Source organism: Brucella sp. (assembly GCF_032066345.1).
Lineage (GTDB): Bacteria > Pseudomonadota > Alphaproteobacteria > Rhizobiales > Rhizobiaceae > Brucella > Brucella pseudogrignonensis.
Genome location: NZ_DAMBKZ010000005.1, coordinates 85554 through 107930, shown reverse-complemented (window position 1 = coordinate 107930; position 22377 = coordinate 85554). Strand labels below are relative to the sequence as shown.

Sequence of the window (22377 nt, the reverse complement as noted above, 5' to 3'; positions counted from 1 at the left end):
TCCCCTCACAAAGCCGGAATGCGCTCGCCCATGCTGACCGTATGCGTCATGCGCGCTTCCGGACGACGGCGTGTTAAAGCCAGCAAGATGCCCATGGTGATCGCAATAGCAACAAGCGAAGAGCCGCCATAGGAGATAAACGGCAGGGTCATGCCCTTGGCAGGCATCAGATGCAGATTAACCGCCATATTGATGATCGACTGGAAGCCGAACAGAATCACGATGCCGGAAACTGCGAGACGTGTGAAAGCATCGCGCTCACGCAGCGCAATCGAAAGTCCGCGGATCACGATAAACGCGAACAGCGCCATGATTATCATGCACAGAATGATGCCGTATTCTTCTGCGGCAACCGAGAAAATAAAGTCGGTGTGGCTATCCGGGATGATACGCTTGACGGTGCCTTCACCCGGTCCCTGCCCGAACCAGCCGCCACGCAGAATGGCTTCGCGCCCTGCATCCACCTGGAATGTATCACCTTCACCGGTCATGAAGCGGTTAACACGGCCCGCAACGTGATCGAGCGTCATGTATGCACCAAACGCACCGACAACCGCGATCCCGCCAAGGACCAGAATCCAGAACATCGGCAGACCGGCGAGGAAGAACATCGCGCCCCATGTGCCGGTGGTGAGCATTGTCTGACCAAAGTCAGGCTGCAGCATCAACAGACCAGCAGTCACAAAGAACAGCATCATCGCCAGAAAATAGCCCGGCATCTCGCCGCCGCGTTCGCGCTCGGAGAAAAGCCATGCACAGATGACCACAAAAGCGGGCTTCATGAACTCGGAAGGCTGAATGGAAATGCCTGCAAGACTGACCCAGCGGCGCGCACCCTTGATCTCGATACCGACGAAAAGTGCTGCTGCCATCAGAAACAGCGAGGCGCAGAGCAGGATCAGCGCAAAACGCCTGATCTGGCGTGGCGACAGGAACGAGACACCGATCATCACGGCAACAGCCGGAATCATGAAGAAGGTCTGTCGTTCCACGAAATGGAAGCTATCAAGGCCAATGCGCTGCGCAACGGCAGGGCTTGCAGCAAAGGACAACAGCACACCAAGCCCCATCAGGGCCAGACATGCAGCCAGAAAGTAACGGTCGATTGTCCACCACCAATTGGCGACAGCACCACGGTCAACACGACTTACCATCAGCTTTCCCCTCTCATTGGCTCAATACCCGGGAGCGCAAGCACGGCGTTGCGGAATGCATCGCCGCGTTTCTCAAAATTCTGGAACTGGTCAAAGCTCGCACAAGCTGGCGAAAGCAGAACCACTGGTTCTGCTGCTGCATCATTACCTGCATCGCGTGCAGCGTGTTCAACTGCAACAGCCAGCGTGTCGGAAATCTCAAATGTCACCGCATCGCCCAGCGTCGCAGCAAACTGCGCCGCAGCTTCACCAATCAGATAGGCTTTGGTAATGCGCGGGAAGAATTCCGATAAAGCGCTGATACCACCAGCCTTGGGCACGCCGCCAGCGATCCAGTAAATGTGGTTCGCAAAAGACGACAGCGCAGGCGCGGTAGCTTCGGCATTGGTTGCCTTGGAATCATTGACGAACAGAACCTTGCCGCGATGACCAACCTGTTCCATGCGATGCGCAAGACCTGGGAAGCTTTTCAAACCTGCACGAATTTCTTCAATCGAAAGGCCGACCGACAAACAGGCCACGATTGCAGCCAACGCGTTCTGCGCATTGTGCGCGCCGCGCAGCGAACCAATTCCGTCCAGTGAAGCGAGTTCTTCAACCTTGCCGCCCAATGTCGAATAGAGCTTTGCACCTTCAGCAAATGCACCGTTCTCAAGGCGCTTATCTTTGGAAAGACGTGCGACTTTTACGCCCTTGCTTTCAAGACGATCCGCAATGCTCCCGCAATATTCATCGTCCACACCAACGATTGCCACACCGCTTTTCTCAACAAGCCGCTGCTTAATGGCAGCATAGTTTTCCATGGAGCCATGGCGGTCGAGATGATCAGGCGTAAGATTGAGAAGAATACCAGCAGTAGGATTGAGCGACGGTGCCAGATCAATCTGGTAGGACGAGCACTCGACCACATAGAAACGATCCGGTGTGGGCGCTTCCAATGTGAGGATCGCCGTTCCGATATTGCCGCCGAGCTGCATGTCGCGGCCCGAAGCCTTGATGATATGCGCAATCAGCGCGGTCGTGGTGGATTTGCCGTTCGTGCCGGTGATGGCGATAAACGGACAATCCGGCGCAATATGATTGCGTTCACGCACGAAAAGCTCAACGTCACCGATAATCTCGACACCGGCAGCATGAGCGAGATCAACTGTCCAGTGTGGCTTGGGATGGGTCAGCGGTACGCCGGGCGAAAGCACAAAGGCAGCGAACTGCGACCAGTCCGCCTGCCTCAAATCGCCAGTCGCTATACCCGCGCTCTGTGCGCGGGCAACACTGTCGGGATTATCATCCCAGGCAATGATCTTCGCTCCACCCGCCACAATGGCCTTGGCGGTAGCGATGCCCGACCCACCCAGTCCGAAGAGGGCTACAGTCTTATCTTTAAGGGCGGTGATCGGGATCATTCTGCTTGCCTGTTATCTGAGCTTCAATGTGGAAAGGCCGATCATGGCGAGGATAATTGCCACGATCCAGAAACGGATCACGACCTGGCTCTCTGTCCAGCCCTTCTTTTCAAAATGATGATGAATTGGTGCCATCAGGAAGACGCGCTTGCCGGTGAGTTTGAACGAACCAACCTGAATGATGACCGAGAGTGCTTCAACCACAAACAAACCACCGATGATGGCAAGAACGATTTCGTGCTTGGTTGCAACCGCAACCGTGCCGAGCATCCCGCCGAGCGCCAGCGAACCCGTGTCACCCATGAAGATTGCAGCAGGCGGTGCATTGAACCAGAGGAAGCCAAGACCTGCGCCGATAACAGCGCCCAGTACAACGGCCAGTTCACCAGTGCCTGGAACAAAATGAATTTGCAGGTAATCGGCAAAGATCGCATTACCCGAAAGGTAGGCGATGAAGCCGAAAGAGGCCGCAGCAACCATCACAGGCACAATCGCAAGACCATCAAGACCGTCAGTAAGGTTTACCGCATTGCCGGCGCCAACCATGACGAAGGCTGCCAATGGAATGAAGAACCAGCCGAGGTTCAGAACAAACTGCTTTACGAACGGGAACGTCAGCGATGAGGAGAACGGCTCCTGTCCTGCCCGCATGATGATGAAGGCTGCAATGGCTGCAATCAGAAACTCGATGCCCAGACGCGATTTACCGGAAAAGCCTTTGTCCGACTGTTTAGTGACCTTGAGATAGTCGTCGTAAAAGCCGATTGCACCAAAACCAACTGTGACCATCAGCACGACCCAGACATAGACGCTGGCGAGATTGGCCCAGAAGAAGCAGGAGACCAGAATACCGGTCATAATCATCAGGCCGCCCATGGTGGGCGTACCAGCTTTCTTGAAGTGGGTCTGAGGGCCATCAGCACGGATCGGCTGACCTTTTCCCTGTCGCGCACGCAGCGAATTGATGATCGCAGGGCCGAACAAGAACACGATCAACGCCGAGGTAATCATCGCCCCGCCAGTGCGGAACGTGATGTAGCGGAACACGTTAAACGGTGTCACATGCTCGGCGAAGATTGAAAGAAGCATCAACATGCTGAGAAAAATCCCTCAAAAACTGCTACTCGGCAGGCACCACTGGCGGAAACTGATTGGTAAGCGCCTTGACGATCTTGGAAAAGCCAATCCCCTTGGATGACTTCACCATGACAACATCGCCGGGACGCACAGCCTTCGTCACCAGCGGCAACAATTCATCGGTGCTCTGCCTGTATTCGACGCTAATTTCAACCGGCAAGGCATTTTTGAGCACCGACATTTCGCGTCCGCCGATATAAAGCACGTTCACTTCCGCATCGACGATGGGGCGTGCAAGATCGGCATGAAGCTTTCCAGACTGACGGCCAAGCTCCAGCATATCGCCCAGAATTGCGATGCGACGACCACGCGCGCCTTCAGGCGGTGTTGCATGAAGCAGCGACAGCGATGCACGCATCGAGGTCGGGTTTGCATTGTAGCTTTCATCGATCAGCGTGAAGGAACCGCCATCCGGATGCTCCAGAACATGACGCGCGCCGCGTCCGCCTTCAGCAGTCAAAGTTGCCATCGCAATGGCAACCTTTGCCATATCTGCACCAACGAGATGGGCCGCGCCAAGTACAGCAAGCATATTCTGCACGATATGGCGTCCCGGCATGCCGACTTTTACAACAGCTTCTTCGTTACCGATCTTCACCGTCATGCATGAGCAGGTCGGATGCATCTTCACTTCACGCAGGCGATATTCAGAACGCGCATTTTCGCCGAAGGTGACGATATGCTCGACGCCTGCCTTTTCGGCAAGCTCTTCAAGCTGCTTGAAACGCTTGTCGTCGCGATTGAGAAGCGCATAACCACCCGGCACAACGCCTTCAAAAATCTCGGCTTTTGCAACTGCGATTTCTTCGAGATTTGAAAAGTGACCAAGATGTGCCGGTGCGATCAATGTGATGAGCGCCACATGCGGGCGAACCATCTTAACCAGCGGTCGGATTTCGTCGTGGTGGTTCATGCCAATTTCAAACACACCATAATCGGTATCGGCTGGCATACGGGCGAGCGTCAGCGGCACGCCCCAATGATTGTTAAAAGACGCGACCGACGCATGGACCTTGCCTGAATCGGCCAGCACATGACGCAGCGCTTCCTTGGTCGTCGTTTTACCGACAGAACCGGTAACAGCAATGATCTGGGCTTTGGAGCGATCACGCGAGGCAATACCGAGCTTGATCAAGGCTTCAAGCACGTCTTCAACCACGATCATCGGAACCTTGAGATTACCGAGAGCCGGAAGACGGGATTCGTTGACGACCAGAAGACCAGCACCAGCTGCCATGGCAGCCGTTGCAAAATCATGTCCATCGAACAATTCGCCTTTGATTGCAAAGAAAGCTTCGCCCTCTTTCAGCGTACGGCTATCGATAGAAATACCGGTGATACCCGCAGGCAATGTACCGAAAGGCCGGCCTTCCATGGCCTCCACCATATCGGCAGATGTCCAAAGCCAGTCACTCATCCCTTATGCTCCTCAAGGCGTGCTGCCAGTGCAGCCGCCACTTCCGTATGATCCGAGAACGGCAGCGTGATGTCGCCGACGATCTGGCCTTCTTCGTGTCCCTTACCCGCAACCACCAGTGTGTCACCGGGCATCATCATGGAAACTGCAGTGAAAATTGCCTCGCGACGGTCGCCGATTTCGGTGGCACCCGGGGCTGCAGCCATGATTTCCGAACGGATCTGCGCAGGAACCTCCGAACGTGGATTGTCGTCGGTGACAATGGCAACATCGGCCAGACGTGCAGCAATTTCACCCATGATCGGGCGCTTGCCCTTGTCACGGTCGCCGCCACAGCCAAACACCACGATCACGCGTCCGGTTGTAAATGGGCGCACGGAAGTAAGAACGTTTTCAAGTGCTTCCGGCTTATGTGCGTAGTCCACATAGGCCGGAGCGCCCTCTTCCGTGGCTCCAACCAGATCAAGACGGCCCGGCGCACCCTTGAGGCGCTCAAGCGCACGCATGGCAGCCGCAGCCGGAACACCCGTAACCATCGCAAGACCTGCCGACACAAGCGCATTGGCAACCTGAAAGTCACCGGCCAGCGGCAGTTCGATTTCAAAAATTTCGTCAGCAATGCGCACTTCAATGTGCTGGCGGAAACGTTCATGCTCAACGCGTTTGATGGTGATGAAATCACCTTTGCGACCAACAGTCTTCACATCGCAACCAGCGGCTTTTGCAGCTTCAATCGCCTGTGGCGAGAACTGGTCATCCGCAAAAATGATTGCAGGTGCACCTTTTGGAAGCAGCGTATCGAACAGGCGCATCTTGGCGTGCAGATATTCTTCGATCGTCGCATGATAATCCATGTGATCGCGACCGAGATTGGTGAACGCGCCAGCAGCAAGCTTCACACCATCGAGACGACGCTGATCAAGACCATGGGACGAGGCTTCCATCGCGGCATGGGTCACACCTTCATCGGCAAGCTCTGCGAGCACGCGATGCAGTTCAACCGGATCAGGTGTTGTCAGCGAATTATAATCACTGCGGGTTGGCGAGAAAACGCCTGTCGTTCCGATATTGGCCGCAGGAAAACCGGCATAAGCCCAAATCTGTCGGGTAAACGAAGCAACAGAAGTCTTGCCGCTGGTGCCCGTCACGGCAACCATGACTTCAGGCTGCTTGCCATAAAATTGAGCGCTCGCAACGGCCAGTGCATGACGTGGATCTTCAACATGCAGAACAGGCACACCGAGGTTTTCAATGGCTGCATTCTTGCCAGCGATAACGGCAACAGCACCACGCTTGACGGCATCGACTGCATAGGCGGAGCCATCCGCTTTTACACCTTTGAGAGCCGCAAAAAGGAAGCCGCGCTCGACTTTACGAGAATCTGAGGTGACACCAACAATGTCCACTTCGCCCGCAGCGCCGGAGGCCAGTTCCTTAAAGAGTGTAATTTCCTTCAGCTTCATGGTCATACCAAATCCAGGTTCAGTGGTGCAGTTTCCGCTTCCCGCTACAACTACACAAATCAGTCGTTTATCGAATCAGCAGAAGCGATCTCTGATGCTGCTGGCGCAAATTCCTGTTTAAAATCGGGCTTAACCCCCAAAAATGAGGCTGAGCGCCTAATAATATCGGCAACCATTGGCGCAGCATTAAGACCAGCGGTCGCGCTGTACTTGCCTTCTTCCGGCTTAGGCTCGTCAATAATAGTCAGAACGACATAGGTAGGATCGTCCATCGGGAAGGATGCGAGGAAGGCATTGAAGCGCACATCCTTCGAATAGCGGCCATGCACGACCTTTTCAGCCGTACCCGTCTTGCCGCCGACACGATAGCCCTGAACCGTTGCACGTTTACCCGAACCACCTGGCGCAGTTGAGTTCAGGCGATAAAGATAACGCATGTCCGCTGACACCTGCGGGTGAATAACCTGCTGCGCCACCTGATCGGCCTGGGCCTGCGTGCGTGTAAGGAATGTCGGCTCAATCAGCTTGCCACCATTCATCAAAGCCGCTGCACCAACAGCCGTCTGCAGCGGTGTGGTCATCATGCCGTGTCCGAACGAAATGGTCATCGAGTGAACCTTCTTCCAGACGCGCGGCTCGACCGGGCGCGCCACTTCAGGCAGCTCAGTCTGCATACGGTCAAGAAGACCCATTTTCTTCAGGAACGCACGATGACCTTCAATGCCGACAACGTTGGCTTCATGACCTGAACCAATGTTGGATGAGAAGATAAAGACTTCAGGCAGCGTCAAAACGCGGCCTTTGCCGTGGAAGTCGCGGATTGTCTGACGACCAATAACCAGCGGACGCGACGCATCGATCCTCGAATTGAGATTAAACTTGCCCGAATCTAGCGCCATTGCTGTGGTGAAGCTCTTGATCGTCGAGCCCATTTCGTAGGTACCCGCCGACATGCGGTTCAAGCGATCCTTATCGAGCGCGTTAACCGGATTATTCGGATCAAAATCCGGCACCGAAGCCATAGCAATGACTTCGCCGGTCTTCACGTTGAGAACCACGGCACCCGCAGCAATCGCGCGATAACGTTCCATCGCCTTGACGAGAACGTCGCGCATGATGTGCTGCACGCGGATATCGATCGAGAGCTTGATCGGCTCAAGCGATTGCCCGGTTGCCATACCGACAGCGCGAAGATCGCTCAGTCCCTGACTGTCGATATATTTTTCCATACCCGCAATGCCCTGATTGTCGACATTAACGAGACCAAGAATATGCGAAGCCGTTGGACCACCCGGATAAAAGCGACGCTTTTCCGTACGGAAGCCGATACCGGGCACACCCAGGGCCATAATCTGGCTCTGCTGGCGTGGCGTCAGACCACGCTTCACCCAGACGAAGCCTGCTCCACTTTTCAGACGGCGATAGGTCGCTTCCCAGTCGAGATCGGGAATAACGGTTGAGAGAAGTTCGATTGTTTCATCCGGATCGACGATCTTGCGTGGCTCGGCAAACAGCGAAGCGGTCTTGATATCAGTCGCAAGGATTTCACCATTGCGATCCAGAATGTCCGGGCGCGATGCGAGCTGATGTACGGCAGGGCCGCCAGAGTCATCACCCTCGCCGCCAATCACACCGAAATAGACCAGCTTACCGCCGATCACGCCATAAATGCCGACGAAGCAGGCAATGGCCATCCAGAGACGATTACGTGCGCGATTGCCGTGCTTTTTACGCGAGCCGACAAAAGCCATATTGCCGGCCAGCTTTTCATTGCCAGCCGGCTCAAAGCCGTCATTGGTGTTCTGTTTGTTCTTCTTGGAAAATCCGAGCTTCAGCCGCATGATTAGTGCCTCGCTCCATTCTTCTTGATGCTGCCAGTGGTTGTCGCGTCTGGCTCCAGAACGCCACTTGCCACCAGTTCATCGCTACCTGAAATAAGTTTCTGAATATCATCCAGCTGACGCTCTGGAATGTCTTCCACGCCCATAGCAAGCTGCTCTGCTTCAATTGGCTGGAGCTTCAGCTCTTCCGCGTAAACGCCAACGAGGCTCTGCAGACGACCTGGCTGCGTCATCAATGCCCAATCCGCACGCAACAGCGTAATCGTATCCTTCTCGGAATCGATCTGACGCTTGAGCTGGGCAATAACAGCGATCTGCCTTTCCGCATCATATTTGATTGTATAGGTGATCGTTGCTGCCACCAGCATCGCCGCTATCATGATGAGTTCAAAAGTACGCAGCACTCGTTCAACTCCGGGCCAGTTCATACGTTTCAGGCAGCTTTGGCAGCCCGAAAAGTGAAAGATCATCTTCTAGAGGCGGATTTTCAGTCCTCAGTCCCGCACGCAGTTTTGCAGAGCGAGCACGAGGATTACGCTCTTCTTCTTCGGCGCTCGGTCCAACAGCCCCTTTTACCGCAGCGGTAAAGCTGGGAAGGCGCACATGGGTTTCCGGCAAATGCCGCGATCCAGCGCTACCACCGGCACGATCAGCAAAGTAGCGCTTGACCATACGATCTTCGAGCGAATGGAAGGTCACGACAACAAGGCGACCACCGGGCTTCAGAATACGTTCGGCTGCAAGCAATGCTCGCGCCAGTTCACCAAGCTCATCATTCACATAGATGCGCAAAGCCTGAAACACGCGCGTTGCAGGATGACTAGGCACTTTTGGATTACGGCCGACCAGCGATTCAATCGCATTGGCAAGATCAAGTGTGCGTGTGAAAGGCTGTGTTTCGCGACGCTTTTCAATCATGCGCGCGATGCGACCTGCATGACGCTCTTCGCCGAGAAAATTAAAGATGCGTGCGAGATCGCCCATCTTCAGGCGGTTCACCACATCGGCAGCGCTTGGACCGTTGCGTGACATGCGCATGTCGAGCGGCCCATCCTTCTGGAAGGAAAAGCCACGCTCGGCTTCATCGATCTGCATCGACGAGACACCGATATCGAGCACAACGCCATCCACCTTCGCGCCTTCTCCCTCAACTGTCTCAACAGCTTCATCCAGCGCCGAAAACCGGCTTTCTACCAGATTGAGCCTGCCTTCGAACTGCTTTTCCATGACACGACCGGCTGCAATGGCAGTCGGGTCGCGATCAATAGCGATAACGCTTGCGCCCTGCTCCAGAATACGTCGGGTATAACCGCCCGCACCGAATGTGCCATCGACGATTACTTTGCCGGTTTCGGGTTTCAGGGCATCGATCACTTCGGAAATAAGCACCGGAACGTGACGGACCTGAGCCCCTTCGGCTTGAGATTGGTCTCCGCCGAGGCTAGCCATCATCCCGATCCTTTCCCGGGATCAAGTCCCGCTATCCTGTGTTTTCTGTATGGATTCCGGCCAATTGTAGACGAGCTTCGATTTGGCGGATTCGTTCAAACAGTTATCGGATATTAAGCTTAATGAACCGTTATCCTTTGCAACGCCCATACAGAAAACCAGGGCTTATACAAAAGTTTTTCTGGCATCATTTCAGCTTGTCCAAAGACCGAAAACTGCGCGCCCAACCGGAAGTCAATTCGTCCAATAACCCGATCCATCGATCACATAGATATGAAAAAAGCCCCCATTTGCTGCCGTTGACGGCAAGCCATGCTGGCGTTATTAATTGCAAATAATTCGCAATTGCATTTTGAAAGCTTAACGCATGGCATTTAAGATGGCTCCTCGGGGAAGCACGCCCCCCGCTCCGCAAGACGTTACATTTGAAGGTTGGCGTCGTGATCGGGGCGAAGCCTCGATGTCCGATGTACACCGGTCTATTAGGGTAAACCGATCCGGTTCAAAACTTCGCCGCGCAATGGCTTTCTTTGGCCCCGGTTATCTTGTCGCCGTAGGCTATATGGACCCCGGCAACTGGGCCACCTCGCTCGCAGGTGGCTCCCGCTTCGGCTATATGCTGCTGTCGGTCGTGTTGATTTCAAATCTCATGGCAGTACTTCTGCAAGCACTATGCACCCGGCTTGCGGTTGCAACCGGTCGCGATCTCGCTCAAGCCTGCCGCGATGCCTATCCACGCTTTCTCGCCTGGCCTTTGTGGTTTTTGGCAGAACTTGCCATCTGCGCCACCGATCTTGCCGAGGTTATCGGCACGGCAATCGGTCTCAATCTGCTTTTCGGCATTCCGCTGGAAATCGGCGTCATCATTACCGCCGCAGACGTGCTTCTTGTTCTCTATCTCCAAAACAAGGGCTTTCGTCGGGTCGAAGCGCTCATCATCACGCTGCTCGGCGTCATTGCGCTCTGCTTCCTGATCCAGATTTTGATGGCAGAACCCAAGTGGGGCGAAGTGATCCGCGGCTTTGCGCCAACCACAGAAATCATCCGCAATCCGGATATGCTCTATATAGCATTGGGCATTATTGGTGCGACCGTGATGCCGCATAATCTCTATCTGCATTCCGGCATCATTCAGACACGCGATTACGGGCATACTTTGCCGGAAAAGCGCGAAGCAATACGCTTTGCAACACTCGACTCGACGATTGCCCTTACCTTCGCACTGCTGGTCAATGCATCGATCCTGATTTTGGCCGCAGCAAGCTTCAATGCGACAGGCAATACCACCGTCGAAGATCTCGACAAAGCCCATGCCTTGCTCAACCCGTTGCTTGGTTCCGCTCTAGCGCCAACACTGTTTGCAATTGCGCTGCTATGCTGCGGGCTTAACTCGACCATCACGGCGACCATGGCTGGTCAGATCGTGATGGAAGGCTTTATCGATATCAAACTGAAGCCCTGGTTGCGTCGCGCAATCACCCGCTTCGTCGCTATCGTGCCAGCAGCTATAGTAACGATCCTGTACGGCTCGCAGGGAACGACGGAACTTCTGATCCTGTCGCAGGTGGTGCTCAGTCTTCAGCTGCCCTTTGCCATCATCCCGCTCGTAATGTTCACAGCAGAAAAGAAAAAGATGGGCGCTCTGGTGGCGCCGCGCTGGGTAACAATCCTTGCGGCAGTTACCGCTGCCATCATTGTCGTGTTGAACATGAAACTCATCTACGACTTCTTCACAGGCGTACCGATTTGAGACGGGACAGCGGCTTTCCAATCCGGAAAGCCGCTGTTTTTTACTTAACCGCTGAATTGCCACCATCAGCATAAAGCGCTGAACCGGAAACAAAGCTTGCCATTGGCCCTGCAAGAAAGAGTGCCGCCTGTGCAATTTCTTCCGGCTGCGCAATCCGTTTCATTGCATGGAGGCCCGCCGCCCACTCTTTCTGCGCGTCACTGCCTGCCATCGGCGTATCGACACCGCCCGGCAAAAGCGCATTGGCTCTGATGCCCTGCGCGCCATAATCTGCAGTGATGCCCTTCACCAATCCCATTAACCCAGCCTTTGCGGCACCATAGAGCGACATTCCAGGAATGCCGACACTGGTGCCAACAAAGGTCGATGTAAAAATGATCGAACCGCCGCCGGACTTGAGCATGAATGGTATCTGCGATTTCGCGCCGAGAAATGCCGATGTCAGATTTCCGACAATCACCTTGTTCCAATCATCAAGGCTTGCTTCTGTCATCGGTCCGATGGGGCCGACCGTGCCAGCATTGTTAAAAGCAATATCAAGACGACCGAACTCATTTTGCGCAACGGCTATGAGTTTCTCATGTGTTTCAGCTCGTGAGGCGTCGCCAGCCACATAATGTGCTTCGCCGCCAAGCTTTTTGATAGCTTGCGCTACTGGCACCAACCCCGCCTCATTGCGGGCATTTAGAACGATAGCTGCACCTTGCGCAGCAAACAGCATTGCCGTAGCGCGCCCTATTCCCGACGACGCACCGATAATGATTGCGACCTTATCTTTTAAGCTCGACATGGAAACCTCCTTGATTGGGAAGTTCCGCAATAGATGTGCAACAAAAACACAACTATCCGTTTCCTGCGATCAAACAGAAATGGTGAAGGATAAAGTGTCAGTCGGTCTGTAAGCCGGGTTCTGTATGGCCGGACTTGCGTCCAACGTGGCAGCCATTCATCTGGGACGGATGTCGCCACCCGCCTCTTGCAACCCACCCGGACGGCTGATCCGGAAACTGATTGCCGGTTCTTGCGAACCGGCGCGCCGTCCCTATTCGGTTTTGCTCCCAATGGGGTTTACCGTGCCGCCTGTGTTGCCACCGGCGCGGTGGGCTCTTACCCCACCCTTTCACCCTTACCCCGTCATCCCTGCCGCTTGACCAAGCGGTACGGAAGACGGGGCGGTCTACTCTCTGTGGCACTGTCCCTGGGGTCGCCCCCGCCGGGCGTTACCCGGCATCGTGTTTCCATGGAGCCCGGACTTTCCTCACCTGCCGCCTTTCGGCATATGACAAGCGCGGCTGCCCGACCGACTGACGGGCGCGTATATAGCACGATCATGCCAAGTGGGAACCGGGTTTCGAAAAAATCTATGCACAACAGAAAAGCCGGCAGCGAAACCGCTACCGGCTTTTCGTTTACATCATCGGTTTGGAACTCTACGCAACCGACAACATAAATTCAGAGCCTATCCCGAAAAGGGCTAAACGACTTTCAGGATAGGCGTGTCAGAACAAACATTAGAGGCCAGCCATGTAGGCCTTAACCGAGCTGCAATATTTTGCAGAGGTTGGGTTCATGCGCTTTGCGCCATGACCGGCATTGTACTTGAGGATCGTGCCGCAGGTGCTGCCGCCGCCGAGCTTCTGTGCCATTGCAAGATACTTCATGCCAAACTGGATGTTGGTCGAAGGCTCATAGAGGCCCTTTGCAGAACCGGTATAACCGAGGCCACGAGCCGTCGAGAGCTTGATCTGCATCAGGCCGATTTCACCAGCCTTGCCGCGAACATTTGGCTGGAAATTGCTTTCGTGACGAACAACCGCATGGGCGAGCGACGAAGGCACACCGTAGGTCGCTGCATAGCGATTGATAATCTGGGAGTAGCCGGTACCGCTCTTCACGGACTTTGACGTCTCACCGCGAGACTTGGACCGCTTCGCGCTCTTTGCCGTTGGTGCGGCACGCTTTGTGATGACCGAAGCCTTCTTTGCGGTTTGCTTGCGTTCTGTCTGGGCTGAGCGTGATGACTGTTCAGACTTGTTGGTTTCAGCAGCCTTGTTCTGGGCGCGAGCCTTCAGAAGATCTGCCAGATTGGTTGGTTCGTTGACTGGCGCACTCATTGCAGAATTAAGGCCAAAAGAACTCATGGCGCCAATCAGGGCGCATACAACAACAAATTTTACTTTCATAACCTACCGTCTTGGATCGTTTTTTATGGGGCTTCGCTGGTCTTGGGGGCAGCAGAGCCGTTTGAATTATGATCCCGCATGACTGGCCAAAACCCGCCCGTCGCCGCTGGGAATGCCAGATCATTTGCTGGGGAAATGCAGCCGAAGATTGGTTGGGGAAGTAAATTAGTCTTACAGGTTGTAATAAAGACTGTCACATTTCGTGATACGCGCCATGGTGGAAAAATACCATCGCCAAAAGGTGTAATCGTTCTAATTTAATGAAATTACTACAGAAATATGAAACATGAAACGCTAACGCGTGGGCATGAAATCCCATGCTCATGCGGTAACATTTTGTAGTGAAAAAATAAGCCTGTAGAGGGTATCTATAGTAGATACGTCCGCTACACCGTCCACATTTTGTGTCCGAAAATGCCGCTGAAACGCCTTAATTACGGTCTCGGTGGCCTCATCGAACACACCATTGATCTCGATTTTATATCCGTAAAGCGCCAACATGGACTGCAAAGCTTCGACCGGCTGCCCTTGCTCGCCACGCGCGAGAAAGCGTCCGCCCCGGACAGCAGTGGGTTCGATCAGATGACCAATCCCTGCGGCATGAAGCTTCTTCCACGGGAAGTTGTGCCCCGGATCTGTTTTACGCTCTGGTGCGATGTCCGAATGCGCGAGTACGTTTTCGGGACGGATTTCATATCGGCTACATATGCTGCGGCAAAGCTCGATAACTGCTTCAATCTGACGGTCCGCAAAGGGCGGATAATTTTCAAGATTGCCCGGATTGACGATTTCGATCCCGATTGATGCCGAATTGATATCGGTCTCGCCCTTCCAGAAGCTCTTTCCTGCGTGCCATGCGCGCGCCTTTTCAGACACCATCTGCACTACGCGGCCATCTTCATGAACCAGATAATGTGCCGACACTTCCATCTCAGGCGACTTGAGAATATCAACCGCCTCCTGAGCCGTCGCGAGGCCGGTATAATGCAGGATCAGATAGGTCGGTGTCTTGCCGTCCTTGCGAATGCCGAAATTCGGCGACGCATCAATCGAGGCCGCTGGATAATCGGGCTTACCCAAAACAAGTGTCGCCAAAAGTTCTGCTTCTGATACGTCTGCGCTGCTCATGCGGCTTCCAATTGTTTTTCTACGCTTGCCCAGGCTGCATTGATGGCAGCAAGGCGTGTATTTGCGATCTTTATAAATTCCAGCGGAAGACCTTCCGCAACAAGCCGGTCAGGATGGTGCTCTTTCACCAAAGAGCGATAGCGCTTGCGCGCATCCTCAAACGACACACCGCGAACAAGCCCGAGGATGGCATAAGGATCGCCCTCTCCGCGATTGACATGGCGGAGCGCGATGCGCTCGAAGCCTTCCTCGTCATAACCGAAAATCTCAGCAACGCTCGCAAGGAACGCCATTTCCTTGTCATGCACATAGCCGTCAGCGGTCGCGATATGAAAAAGACCGTCGAGAATATCTTCAAGCAGATGACAATTATCGTCGCCTTCGCGGCAAAGACCTGCCAACTGACGCGCGTAGCTTTCATAGCCCGCCACATCCTGCTGAGCGAGATTATAGAGACGAACCACATGGGCGTGCTCTTCTGGCGGCACTGAAAAAATGCTCTGGAACGCCCGAAACTCATCCTGCGTCACCACACCATCCGCTTTTGCCATTTTTGCAGACAGCGCGATCATGGCAATGGAGAATGCAACGCGACGGCGCGTATCTGCATCGCCCTCAAAAACCGTGCGCACGGCTTCGATAACGCTGGAAATAGCGTTCAGCGTTACAGAGGTGACGAACTCACCGATGCGGACCCAGATCGACATGAATCGTTTCTATATAATTCCGTAAAGGCTGGAAACAACAACCCGTTGCAATCGACGAAAAAACAATAATTTAGAAAAATATAGCTGCCTGTGAAGACGATTATTGCGCGGCCTGACGAGCCTCAAACGACTGCTGTGCAGCACTCGCCGCCGCTTCGCCTGCGGCCTGTGCCTGCTCAACGCTCTGCCCCACAGCCTTGGCTGCAGCTTCGGCATTGGTGCGCGCACGCTCAATCGCTGCAGCCTTTTGTTCGGGAGTTATAACGCCAGCATTATCCTGCAAAGCCTTCATTAAATCTGGTCCAGCCTGTGTATCACTGGATGGGGCTGGAGCAGATGTGTTTTGCTCTGGCTGAGCTGGAGCAGCAGCCTGCTCGTCCTCTCCTTTGCCGCAAGCAGCAAGGGCAACCAGAACAACAGCGGAAATCAAAAACAGAAAATGACGGCTCATAACAAAAGCCATAACCGAAGAAAGCCTGCGTTTGAACATGGAAAACGCAGTCATACTGTCTTTATTGACGACTACGGCAGAGTTATCCATCAACTTTGCTCCTTTCGGGGAAAATGGCGGCCTGCAAAACAGACCGCCATTCAGCCGCGAACTGATCGCGGTTCACATAAACCAACTGCAATTTAATTTGCAGGAGGTGTACCCGTGCCCGGTGTCGATGGTGCCGGTGCTGGGCTCGACGGAGTCGTTGTCGTATCGTTATTTGCCGGCGCTGATGGCGCAGGGGTGGACGGCGCACTATTCGTATCTTTCGAATTGTCGCTGCAGGCAGCAAGTCCGAGGAACGATACGGCAGCTACCGCACTTACCAGAAACTTTTTCATAATGGCTCTCCTTCCCTAAAAATCAGCGCTGCGGGGATTTAGCCAACGCTGCTTTGGTTTTCCGTGTCTGATCGGTTCATCCGATCAATCACCTACGAAGACAGTCGCCACATCGCTCTTTAGTCCCCGGCGATGCTTTACGACGATGCCAACGTCACAACAAAAAACGGCGAGCATGCGGAAAGGTTCTCTCAAATAGTCTTACTGCTCGTAACAAAACGCCATAATAACAAAGTTTTAACCATGATTTTCCCGTAAAACTGCCGTCACGCCCCTGTCACTGGCAGATGTTTAACTTGCGCAAACAAGGTCGGATTCGCCTTTAAAACTTCGCGCATCTTGCCCGAACCAATTCAGAATTCGGGATGCGCTTAATAAACGGGGAGCATGGCATGACAGGACAAGACGCCAACGGAACGATCCTTCAACGCGCCGTCACACAAAATCATGCGCTCTCACGACAGGGCTTTTCAGAGCGTCTTTTTGCCTGGTTGTTTAAGGGGCTGGTGTATCCACAAATCTGGGAGGACCCGGAAGTCGACATGGTGGCACTCGCCATTCAGCCCGGCCATCGTATCGTGACCATCGCGTCTGGCGGCTGCAATGCGCTTTCCTATCTGACCGCAGATCCGGCTCGCGTCGAGGCCGTCGATCTTAACCGTGCGCATGTGGCGTTCAATCGCCTGAAGCTTGCAGCACTCAAGCACCTGCCCGATTATGCCACCTTTTATCGCTTCTATGGCAAGGCTGATGACAAGGCCAATCTCGCCGCCTACCAGCGCTTTATCCGCCCGTATCTTGATCAAGAAAGCCGCGCCTACTGGGAAAAACGCAAACTAAGTGGCCGCCAGCGCATTTCGATCTTCTCGCGTGATCTGTATCGTCACGGTCTTCTGGGTGTATTCATCGGCATGGGGCACCGCGTTGCCCGCCTTTATGGCATTGACCCGCGTGACATTCTCAAGGCACGCACAATGGAAGAGCAGCGGACTTTCTTCGATACAGCACTCGCACCCTTGTTTGAAAAACGCATGGTACGCTGGGCCACCGCTCGTAAATCATCGTTGTTTGGCCTTGGCATTCCGCCGCAGCAATATGATGCGCTGGCAACCGCCGGCAATGGCGACATGGCTTTCGTCCTTCGTGCACGCCTTGAAAAACTCGCCTGCGCCTTTCCGCTGACTGAAAATTATTTCGCCTGGCAGGCCTTCGGACGTGGCTATAGCGGCAATGAGGAAACCGGCCCCCTGCCGCCCTATCTCTCCCGTGCCAATTTTGAAACCGTGCGCTCCCGCGTGGACCGCATGACGGTTCAGAACGCCAACTACACCGAGTTCCTTGCACAGAAGCCAGCCTCATCCGTGGATCGCTATATTCTGCTCGACGCACAGGACTGGATGAACGACGGCCAGCTCAACGCGCTCTGGAGCGAAATCACACGCACAGCAGCGCCCGGTGCCCGCGTCATTTTCCGCACGGCAGCAGAACCAAGCCTGCTTCCGGGCCGTGTTGATCCGTCAATCCTGGCCCATTGGGATTACCGCGAAGATGAATCGCGCGCGCTACATGATCGCGACCGCTCTTCTATATATGGCGGCTTTCACCTCTACACATTAAAGGACGCTTGATATGGGCGTTAATCCATTGGGCAGTCGCGGACGGGCTCAGGGCATCGATCATGCCAGTCTGATGGACCGGGTTTATAAGCGGCAACGGCATTTTTACGATGCAACGCGCAAATATTATCTCCTTGGCCGCGATGCAATGATCGCTGGCCTCAATGTTCCGTCCAATGGCCATGTACTCGAAATCGGTTGCGGCACAGGCCGCAATCTCGTCAAGACCGCCCAAACCTACCCGGACGCAAAACTGTTTGGCATCGATATTTCAGCAGAGATGCTGGAAACGGCCCACAGCGCGGCTGAACGGGCTGGGATTGCCGAACGCACCAGCCTCGAACGCGCCGACGCCACGCATTTCAACCCCGAAGCGCTTTTTGGTCAGAGCAATTTCGACCGTATCTTCATTTCCTATGCCGTTTCGATGATCCCGCAATGGCAACCTGTGATCCGGGAAAGCATTCGCCACCTCAAACCGGGCGGCGAACTTCACATAGTCGACTTTGGAGATCAGCAAGGTCTGCCCTACTGGTTTAAGAAAGCACTTTTCACCTGGCTTCGCTGGTTCCATGTGACGCCTCGTAGTGATCTCTTCACTGTCGCAGACCACATGGCCTTAGAACAAGGCGCCACATCAAAACACAAAGTGCTCTATCGCGGCTTTGCATGGATCGCGACCATCCGCGCCGAATAAGCCGCAACTGGTGCGACACAATCTATTTCCCGCAAAGTTTTGCCCGCTGACTGATGACGTCAGCATCGGGATCGCGTAACCCTTGTTAAGATTGATTCGCGACACCGGGACCACTGTATGAACCGTATGGCCAACCGCAGCATTCTAGCCCTTGGCATGTTACTTCTGGCCGGCTGCACCACAGTCGACTACGACTTCGCCGACGTTAAAAAGTCAGGCAATTCGATGCAGCAGATGGCGCGCCCGACAGGAGCCGTCAATGCACCGCGGTTCGGTGATCGAAAACCGTTTGAATGGACGGGCCGCACACCATGGCATTATCCAATCCATGGTACGGATGTTTCAAAATATCAGGTCGATGTTGATTGGAGTGCCGTACGCCGCAGCGGCATTTCGTTTGCCTTCATCAAGGCAACAGAAGGTGGCGACCGTTTCGATGACCGTTTCACCGAACATTGGAACGGCGCGAAGCAGGCTGGCATTCCGCGCAGCGCTTATCATTTCTATTACTTCTGCCGCCCAGCCATCGAGCAGGCACGCTGGTACATTCAGAATGTTCCGCGCGATCCGAACGCACTGCCTCCTGTTCTCGATATGGAATGGAACGCAAGTTCGCCGAGCTGTAAGCTAAGGCCAAATGCGGTTGTGGTACGCAAGGAAATGAAGATTTTCCTTGATGCCGTCGAAAAGCACTATGGCAAACGACCGATCATCTACACAACGGTCGACTTCTTCGATGAAAATGACCTCAACCAGATGCGGGAATATCCGTTCTGGCTGCGATCCACGGCTGGTCACCCGACAGAGAAATACGGGCCGCATCCTTGGACCTTCTGGCAATATACGGGTACGGGAACCATTCCGGGCATCAAGGGTGACGCAGATATCAATGTGTTTGCCGGCAGTGCCAGTGCATGGAAAAAGTGGCTGGAAAGCAACAAGGTCCGTTAACTCGGCATCAAATGAGAACTCACGCTAAGTTTCGCTTCATTTCCATGACGTGATGAGGCAATAGCTTTTGAAAACAAATGGGGAAGTTCTTTCCCTTTTAATTGTGAGTTCTCTCGATGAAACTTATCGCTTCAGTGATGGCTGCCGCTTTACTGGCATCAACTGCAATTTCTCCCGCGCTCGCCTCTCCGGGCCCGGATGCCACAACCAATGCGGCCAATCTGCCTAAGCCGGAATGCGAGATCGATTACGGTCAGTGGATGGATAATCTGACCAAGGAAGCACGCGAAGCAGGCGTGGGTGAAAAGGGCATTGCCGAACTACACAAGGCTATGCTCGAGCAAAAAGTTCTCGACCGCGACCGCAAACAGACGGTCTTCAACCTGACCTTCACCGAATTCTCCAAGCGCTTGATTTCCGAAGCGCGCCTGAAGAACGGCCAGAGCAACCTCGTCAAATATGCCGATGTGTTCAAGAAGGTCGAAGACACTTATGGCGTGCCGGGTCCGGTTCTTGCAGCCTTCTGGGGTCTTGAAACCGATTACGGCGCCATTCAGGGTGATTTCGATACGCTGAACGCGCTTGTGACGCTTTCCTACGACTGCCGCCGCCCAGAGCTCTTCCGTCCTCAGTTGATCGCCCTTCTCAAGCTTTTCGATACCGGTGTTGTCGATGCGGCAACTACAGGCGCATGGGCTGGCGAAATCGGCATGATGCAGCTTCTCCCGAAGGATTATCTTGAGCGCGGCGTTGACGGCGACGGCGACGGCAAGGTCGATCTCAAGAACAGCGTGCCTGATGCGATGATGACGGCAGGCCGCATGATTTCCGAACTCGGCTGGAAACGCGGCGAGCCTTGGCTCGAAGAAGTACGCATCACCAAAGACCTGCCGTGGGAAGAATCCATCCGCACCAATCGCAAGCCGCATTCATGGTGGGCTGAACAGGGCGTCGTGGGCCTCAAGGGACCGCTCGGCCCTGATGATGGCGATGCATCGCTCCTACTGCCACTGGGCCGCAAGGGACCAGCGTTCCTGTCTTATGCAAACTTCGATGTTTTCGTGGAGTGGAACAAGTCGATTGTTTACGCGACCACGGCTGCTTATTTTGCCACCCGCCTTGCAGGTGCTCCAGCCTTCAATCCCGGCAACCCTGATCAGGGCTTGACGCAGGAACAGATGAAGGAACTGCAGAACAAGCTTCAGGCTCGTGGCTATGATATGGGCAAGATTGATGGTGTCTTCGGCGTATTGACCCGCGATGCAGTCCGCACCGAGCAGCTGCGTCTTGGAATGCCAGCTGATTCCTGGCCAACTCCAGAGCTGCTTGAAAAGCTCTGACTCTGAATAAATCCAAGGCGCGGATAACCCCGCGCCTTTTTAGTTCTAGAGTATTTCCAGCAAAAGCGGGAACCGCTCTATCGTTGCAAGTGATCCCGCCATGCTCTCGACTCTGATCGTCGTCCTGCCCGTATTCGCCCTGATTTTCTCAGGCTGGCTTGCGTTCAAGCTGAAAATATTGGGCCCACATGCAATTGCGGAACTCAATCGCTTTGTCGTCTATCTCGCACTGCCGGCCCTGCTGTTCGACATCATGGCCAACACCCATGGCAGCGAACTTTGGCAACCGGGCTTCATCGCCGTGTTTCTGCTCAGCAGCGCCATCGCCTTTGCCCTGCCCTTCATTATCCGCCTGCGCGGCAAGCAACCGCTCGCAGACAGCGCCATCGATGGCCTTAATGCAGCCTATCCCAATACGGGCTATATGGGCATTCCGCTTTCGATGATTGCATTTGGTTCAGGCGTACTCGCTGCAACCACGATCACCATCATTATCACCGTTTGTGTGACCTTCGCTTTTGCGATTGTTCTGATCGAGATCGGCCTGCAGACCGAGAAGAAGCCGCTGCATCTAGTGTGGAAGGTTACGCGTTCGCTGATCCGCAATCCGCTGCTCGTTGCACCCTTCCTCGGAATGCTGGTGCCTGTAACTGGCTTTACCATTCCTGCACCTGCCGAAACCTTCCTGAAGATGTTGGGCGGCGCTGCCTCTCCTTGCGCGCTGGTTGCGCTTGGGCTTTTCCTTGCACAGCCCCGAAAGATTGAGCGGGAAAGCGTCAATGCCATCGCTTTTCTGGTCTCGGTCAAGCTCATTGTCATGCCGCTCGCAACATGGCTGCTTGCAGTCTATGTGTTTAAGCTGCCGCCGCATCTGGCACAAAGCGCGACCTTGCTCGCAGCACTGCCCGCTGGCACCGGACCCTTCATGCTGGCCGAACATTACCGTCGTGAGGCAGCAATTACTTCGAATGTAATTCTCTATTCGACAACGATTTCGGTCGTGACTCTGTCCGTTTTTCTGGCGTTTATCAGCTGAAACACCCCAAAAATTGTGTCAAAACCACCTTCAAAATTGGCGGTTTCGTGGCATTTTCATGAAATGTGAACAAAATTTTACAGTTAAAAATTTCAACGACTTAGGTGGTAAACAGAAGGTTTTTTCCACGATCACCGCATATTGCAGCAAGAAATCTTCTTTTGTTTGAGGCCTTTTGCGCTTAGATTCAGGTTCTCTACCAGCGCGCATTCGACTTTGTCGGATGCTTAGAAGGAGACAGACCAATGGGACTTACGCGATCTTTGAATGT

19 protein-coding genes, 1 other RNA gene and 1 pseudogene are annotated in these 22377 nt (G+C 54.2%); 6 read left to right on the top strand and 15 right to left on the bottom strand.

Features of this window, described 5'->3' with window-relative positions; translation table 11 throughout:
- Positions 1–5: 5 nt before the first annotated feature.
- The 8 genes from ftsW to rsmH are packed head-to-tail and all read right to left on the bottom strand — an operon-like array spanning position 6 to position 9867.
- Complete coding sequence (ftsW, locus tag RT142_RS08470; protein ID WP_313028306.1) at positions 6–1154, bottom strand: putative lipid II flippase FtsW; 1149 nt, start codon at positions 1152–1154, stop codon at positions 6–8.
- Positions 1154–2557: a UDP-N-acetylmuramoyl-L-alanine--D-glutamate ligase gene (murD, locus tag RT142_RS08465; RefSeq protein ID WP_313028304.1), complete on the bottom strand. Its 1404-nt coding sequence runs from the start codon at positions 2555–2557 to the stop codon at positions 1154–1156. The genes ftsW and murD overlap by 1 nt, the downstream gene beginning before the upstream one ends.
- A 12-nt stretch (positions 2558–2569) precedes the next feature.
- On the bottom strand, positions 2570–3652 hold the full coding sequence (gene mraY, locus RT142_RS08460; protein ID WP_007875799.1) for a phospho-N-acetylmuramoyl-pentapeptide-transferase: 1083 nt from the start codon (positions 3650–3652) through the stop codon (positions 2570–2572).
- A 25-nt stretch (positions 3653–3677) separates the two neighbouring features.
- Positions 3678–5111: a UDP-N-acetylmuramoylalanyl-D-glutamyl-2,6-diaminopimelate--D-alanyl-D-alanine ligase gene (locus RT142_RS08455; RefSeq protein ID WP_313028302.1), complete on the bottom strand. Its 1434-nt coding sequence runs from the start codon at positions 5109–5111 to the stop codon at positions 3678–3680.
- The gene (locus tag RT142_RS08450; RefSeq protein WP_064320829.1) at positions 5108–6580 is read right to left on the bottom strand and encodes a UDP-N-acetylmuramoyl-L-alanyl-D-glutamate--2,6-diaminopimelate ligase; all 1473 of its coding nucleotides are present in this window, start codon (positions 6578–6580) and stop codon (positions 5108–5110) included. The genes RT142_RS08455 and RT142_RS08450 overlap by 4 nt, the downstream gene beginning before the upstream one ends.
- 53 nt (positions 6581–6633) lie before the next feature.
- Positions 6634–8415 (bottom strand): peptidoglycan D,D-transpeptidase FtsI family protein, encoded by a 1782-nt coding sequence (locus RT142_RS08445; RefSeq protein WP_064320830.1) that lies wholly within the window; start codon positions 8413–8415, stop codon positions 6634–6636.
- Between the two features lie 2 nt (positions 8416–8417).
- Entirely contained in the window at positions 8418–8819 is a 402-nt protein-coding gene (locus RT142_RS08440) for a hypothetical protein (protein ID WP_313028301.1), read from the bottom strand.
- A 4-nt stretch (positions 8820–8823) separates the two neighbouring features.
- Positions 8824–9867: a 16S rRNA (cytosine(1402)-N(4))-methyltransferase RsmH gene (gene rsmH / locus RT142_RS08435; protein WP_313028299.1), complete on the bottom strand. Its 1044-nt coding sequence runs from the start codon at positions 9865–9867 to the stop codon at positions 8824–8826.
- A gap of 457 nt (positions 9868–10324) precedes the next feature.
- Here rsmH and RT142_RS08430 point away from each other — a divergent pair, with 457 nt between their 5' ends.
- Positions 10325–11614 (top strand): Nramp family divalent metal transporter, encoded by a 1290-nt coding sequence (locus RT142_RS08430; protein ID WP_409558574.1) that lies wholly within the window; start codon positions 10325–10327, stop codon positions 11612–11614.
- A 40-nt stretch (positions 11615–11654) separates the two neighbouring features.
- Here RT142_RS08430 and RT142_RS08425 read toward each other — a convergent pair whose 3' ends face one another.
- The 7 genes and pseudogenes from RT142_RS08425 to RT142_RS08395 form a co-directional block, all read right to left on the bottom strand.
- Positions 11655–12404 carry an SDR family oxidoreductase gene (locus tag RT142_RS08425; protein ID WP_313028298.1) on the bottom strand — a complete coding sequence of 250 codons (750 nt, stop codon included), beginning with the start codon at positions 12402–12404 and terminating at the stop codon, positions 11655–11657.
- A gap of 93 nt (positions 12405–12497) precedes the next feature.
- An RNA gene (rnpB, locus tag RT142_RS08420) (RNase P RNA component class A) lies at positions 12498–12922 on the bottom strand.
- Between the two features lie 203 nt (positions 12923–13125).
- The gene (locus RT142_RS08415) at positions 13126–13797 is read right to left on the bottom strand and encodes a lytic transglycosylase domain-containing protein (RefSeq protein ID WP_007875824.1); all 672 of its coding nucleotides are present in this window, start codon (positions 13795–13797) and stop codon (positions 13126–13128) included.
- Positions 13798–14118: 321 nt separating this feature from the next.
- A complete protein-coding gene (locus tag RT142_RS08410) occupies positions 14119–14925 on the bottom strand; it encodes an N-acetylmuramoyl-L-alanine amidase (RefSeq protein ID WP_112805675.1) in 807 nt (268 codons plus the stop codon).
- Positions 14922–15632: a J domain-containing protein gene (locus RT142_RS08405; RefSeq protein ID WP_007875826.1), complete on the bottom strand. Its 711-nt coding sequence runs from the start codon at positions 15630–15632 to the stop codon at positions 14922–14924. Before RT142_RS08405 ends, RT142_RS08410 begins: the two co-directional genes overlap by 4 nt.
- A gap of 100 nt (positions 15633–15732) precedes the next feature.
- A pseudogene (locus tag RT142_RS08400) lies at positions 15733–16133 on the bottom strand (hypothetical protein).
- Between the two features lie 132 nt (positions 16134–16265).
- On the bottom strand, positions 16266–16466 hold the full coding sequence (locus RT142_RS08395) for a hypothetical protein (protein WP_112805673.1): 201 nt from the start codon (positions 16464–16466) through the stop codon (positions 16266–16268).
- Between the two features lie 392 nt (positions 16467–16858).
- On the opposite strand from RT142_RS08395, the gene RT142_RS08390 reads away from it, so the two are divergent.
- The 5 genes from RT142_RS08390 (at position 16859) to RT142_RS08370 (ending at position 22106) form a co-directional block, all read left to right on the top strand.
- On the top strand, positions 16859–18094 hold the full coding sequence (locus RT142_RS08390; RefSeq protein ID WP_313028297.1) for a DUF3419 family protein: 1236 nt from the start codon (positions 16859–16861) through the stop codon (positions 18092–18094).
- Position 18095: 1 nt separating this feature from the next.
- On the top strand, positions 18096–18779 hold the full coding sequence (locus RT142_RS08385) for a class I SAM-dependent methyltransferase (protein ID WP_112805669.1): 684 nt from the start codon (positions 18096–18098) through the stop codon (positions 18777–18779).
- Between the two features lie 117 nt (positions 18780–18896).
- On the top strand, positions 18897–19730 hold the full coding sequence (locus RT142_RS08380; RefSeq protein ID WP_079212090.1) for a GH25 family lysozyme: 834 nt from the start codon (positions 18897–18899) through the stop codon (positions 19728–19730).
- A gap of 116 nt (positions 19731–19846) precedes the next feature.
- Entirely contained in the window at positions 19847–21070 is a 1224-nt protein-coding gene (locus tag RT142_RS08375; RefSeq protein WP_313028294.1) for a lytic murein transglycosylase, read from the top strand.
- Between the two features lie 100 nt (positions 21071–21170).
- On the top strand, positions 21171–22106 hold the full coding sequence (locus RT142_RS08370) for an AEC family transporter (protein WP_194779856.1): 936 nt from the start codon (positions 21171–21173) through the stop codon (positions 22104–22106).
- The last annotated feature ends 271 nt before the right edge of the window (positions 22107–22377 follow it).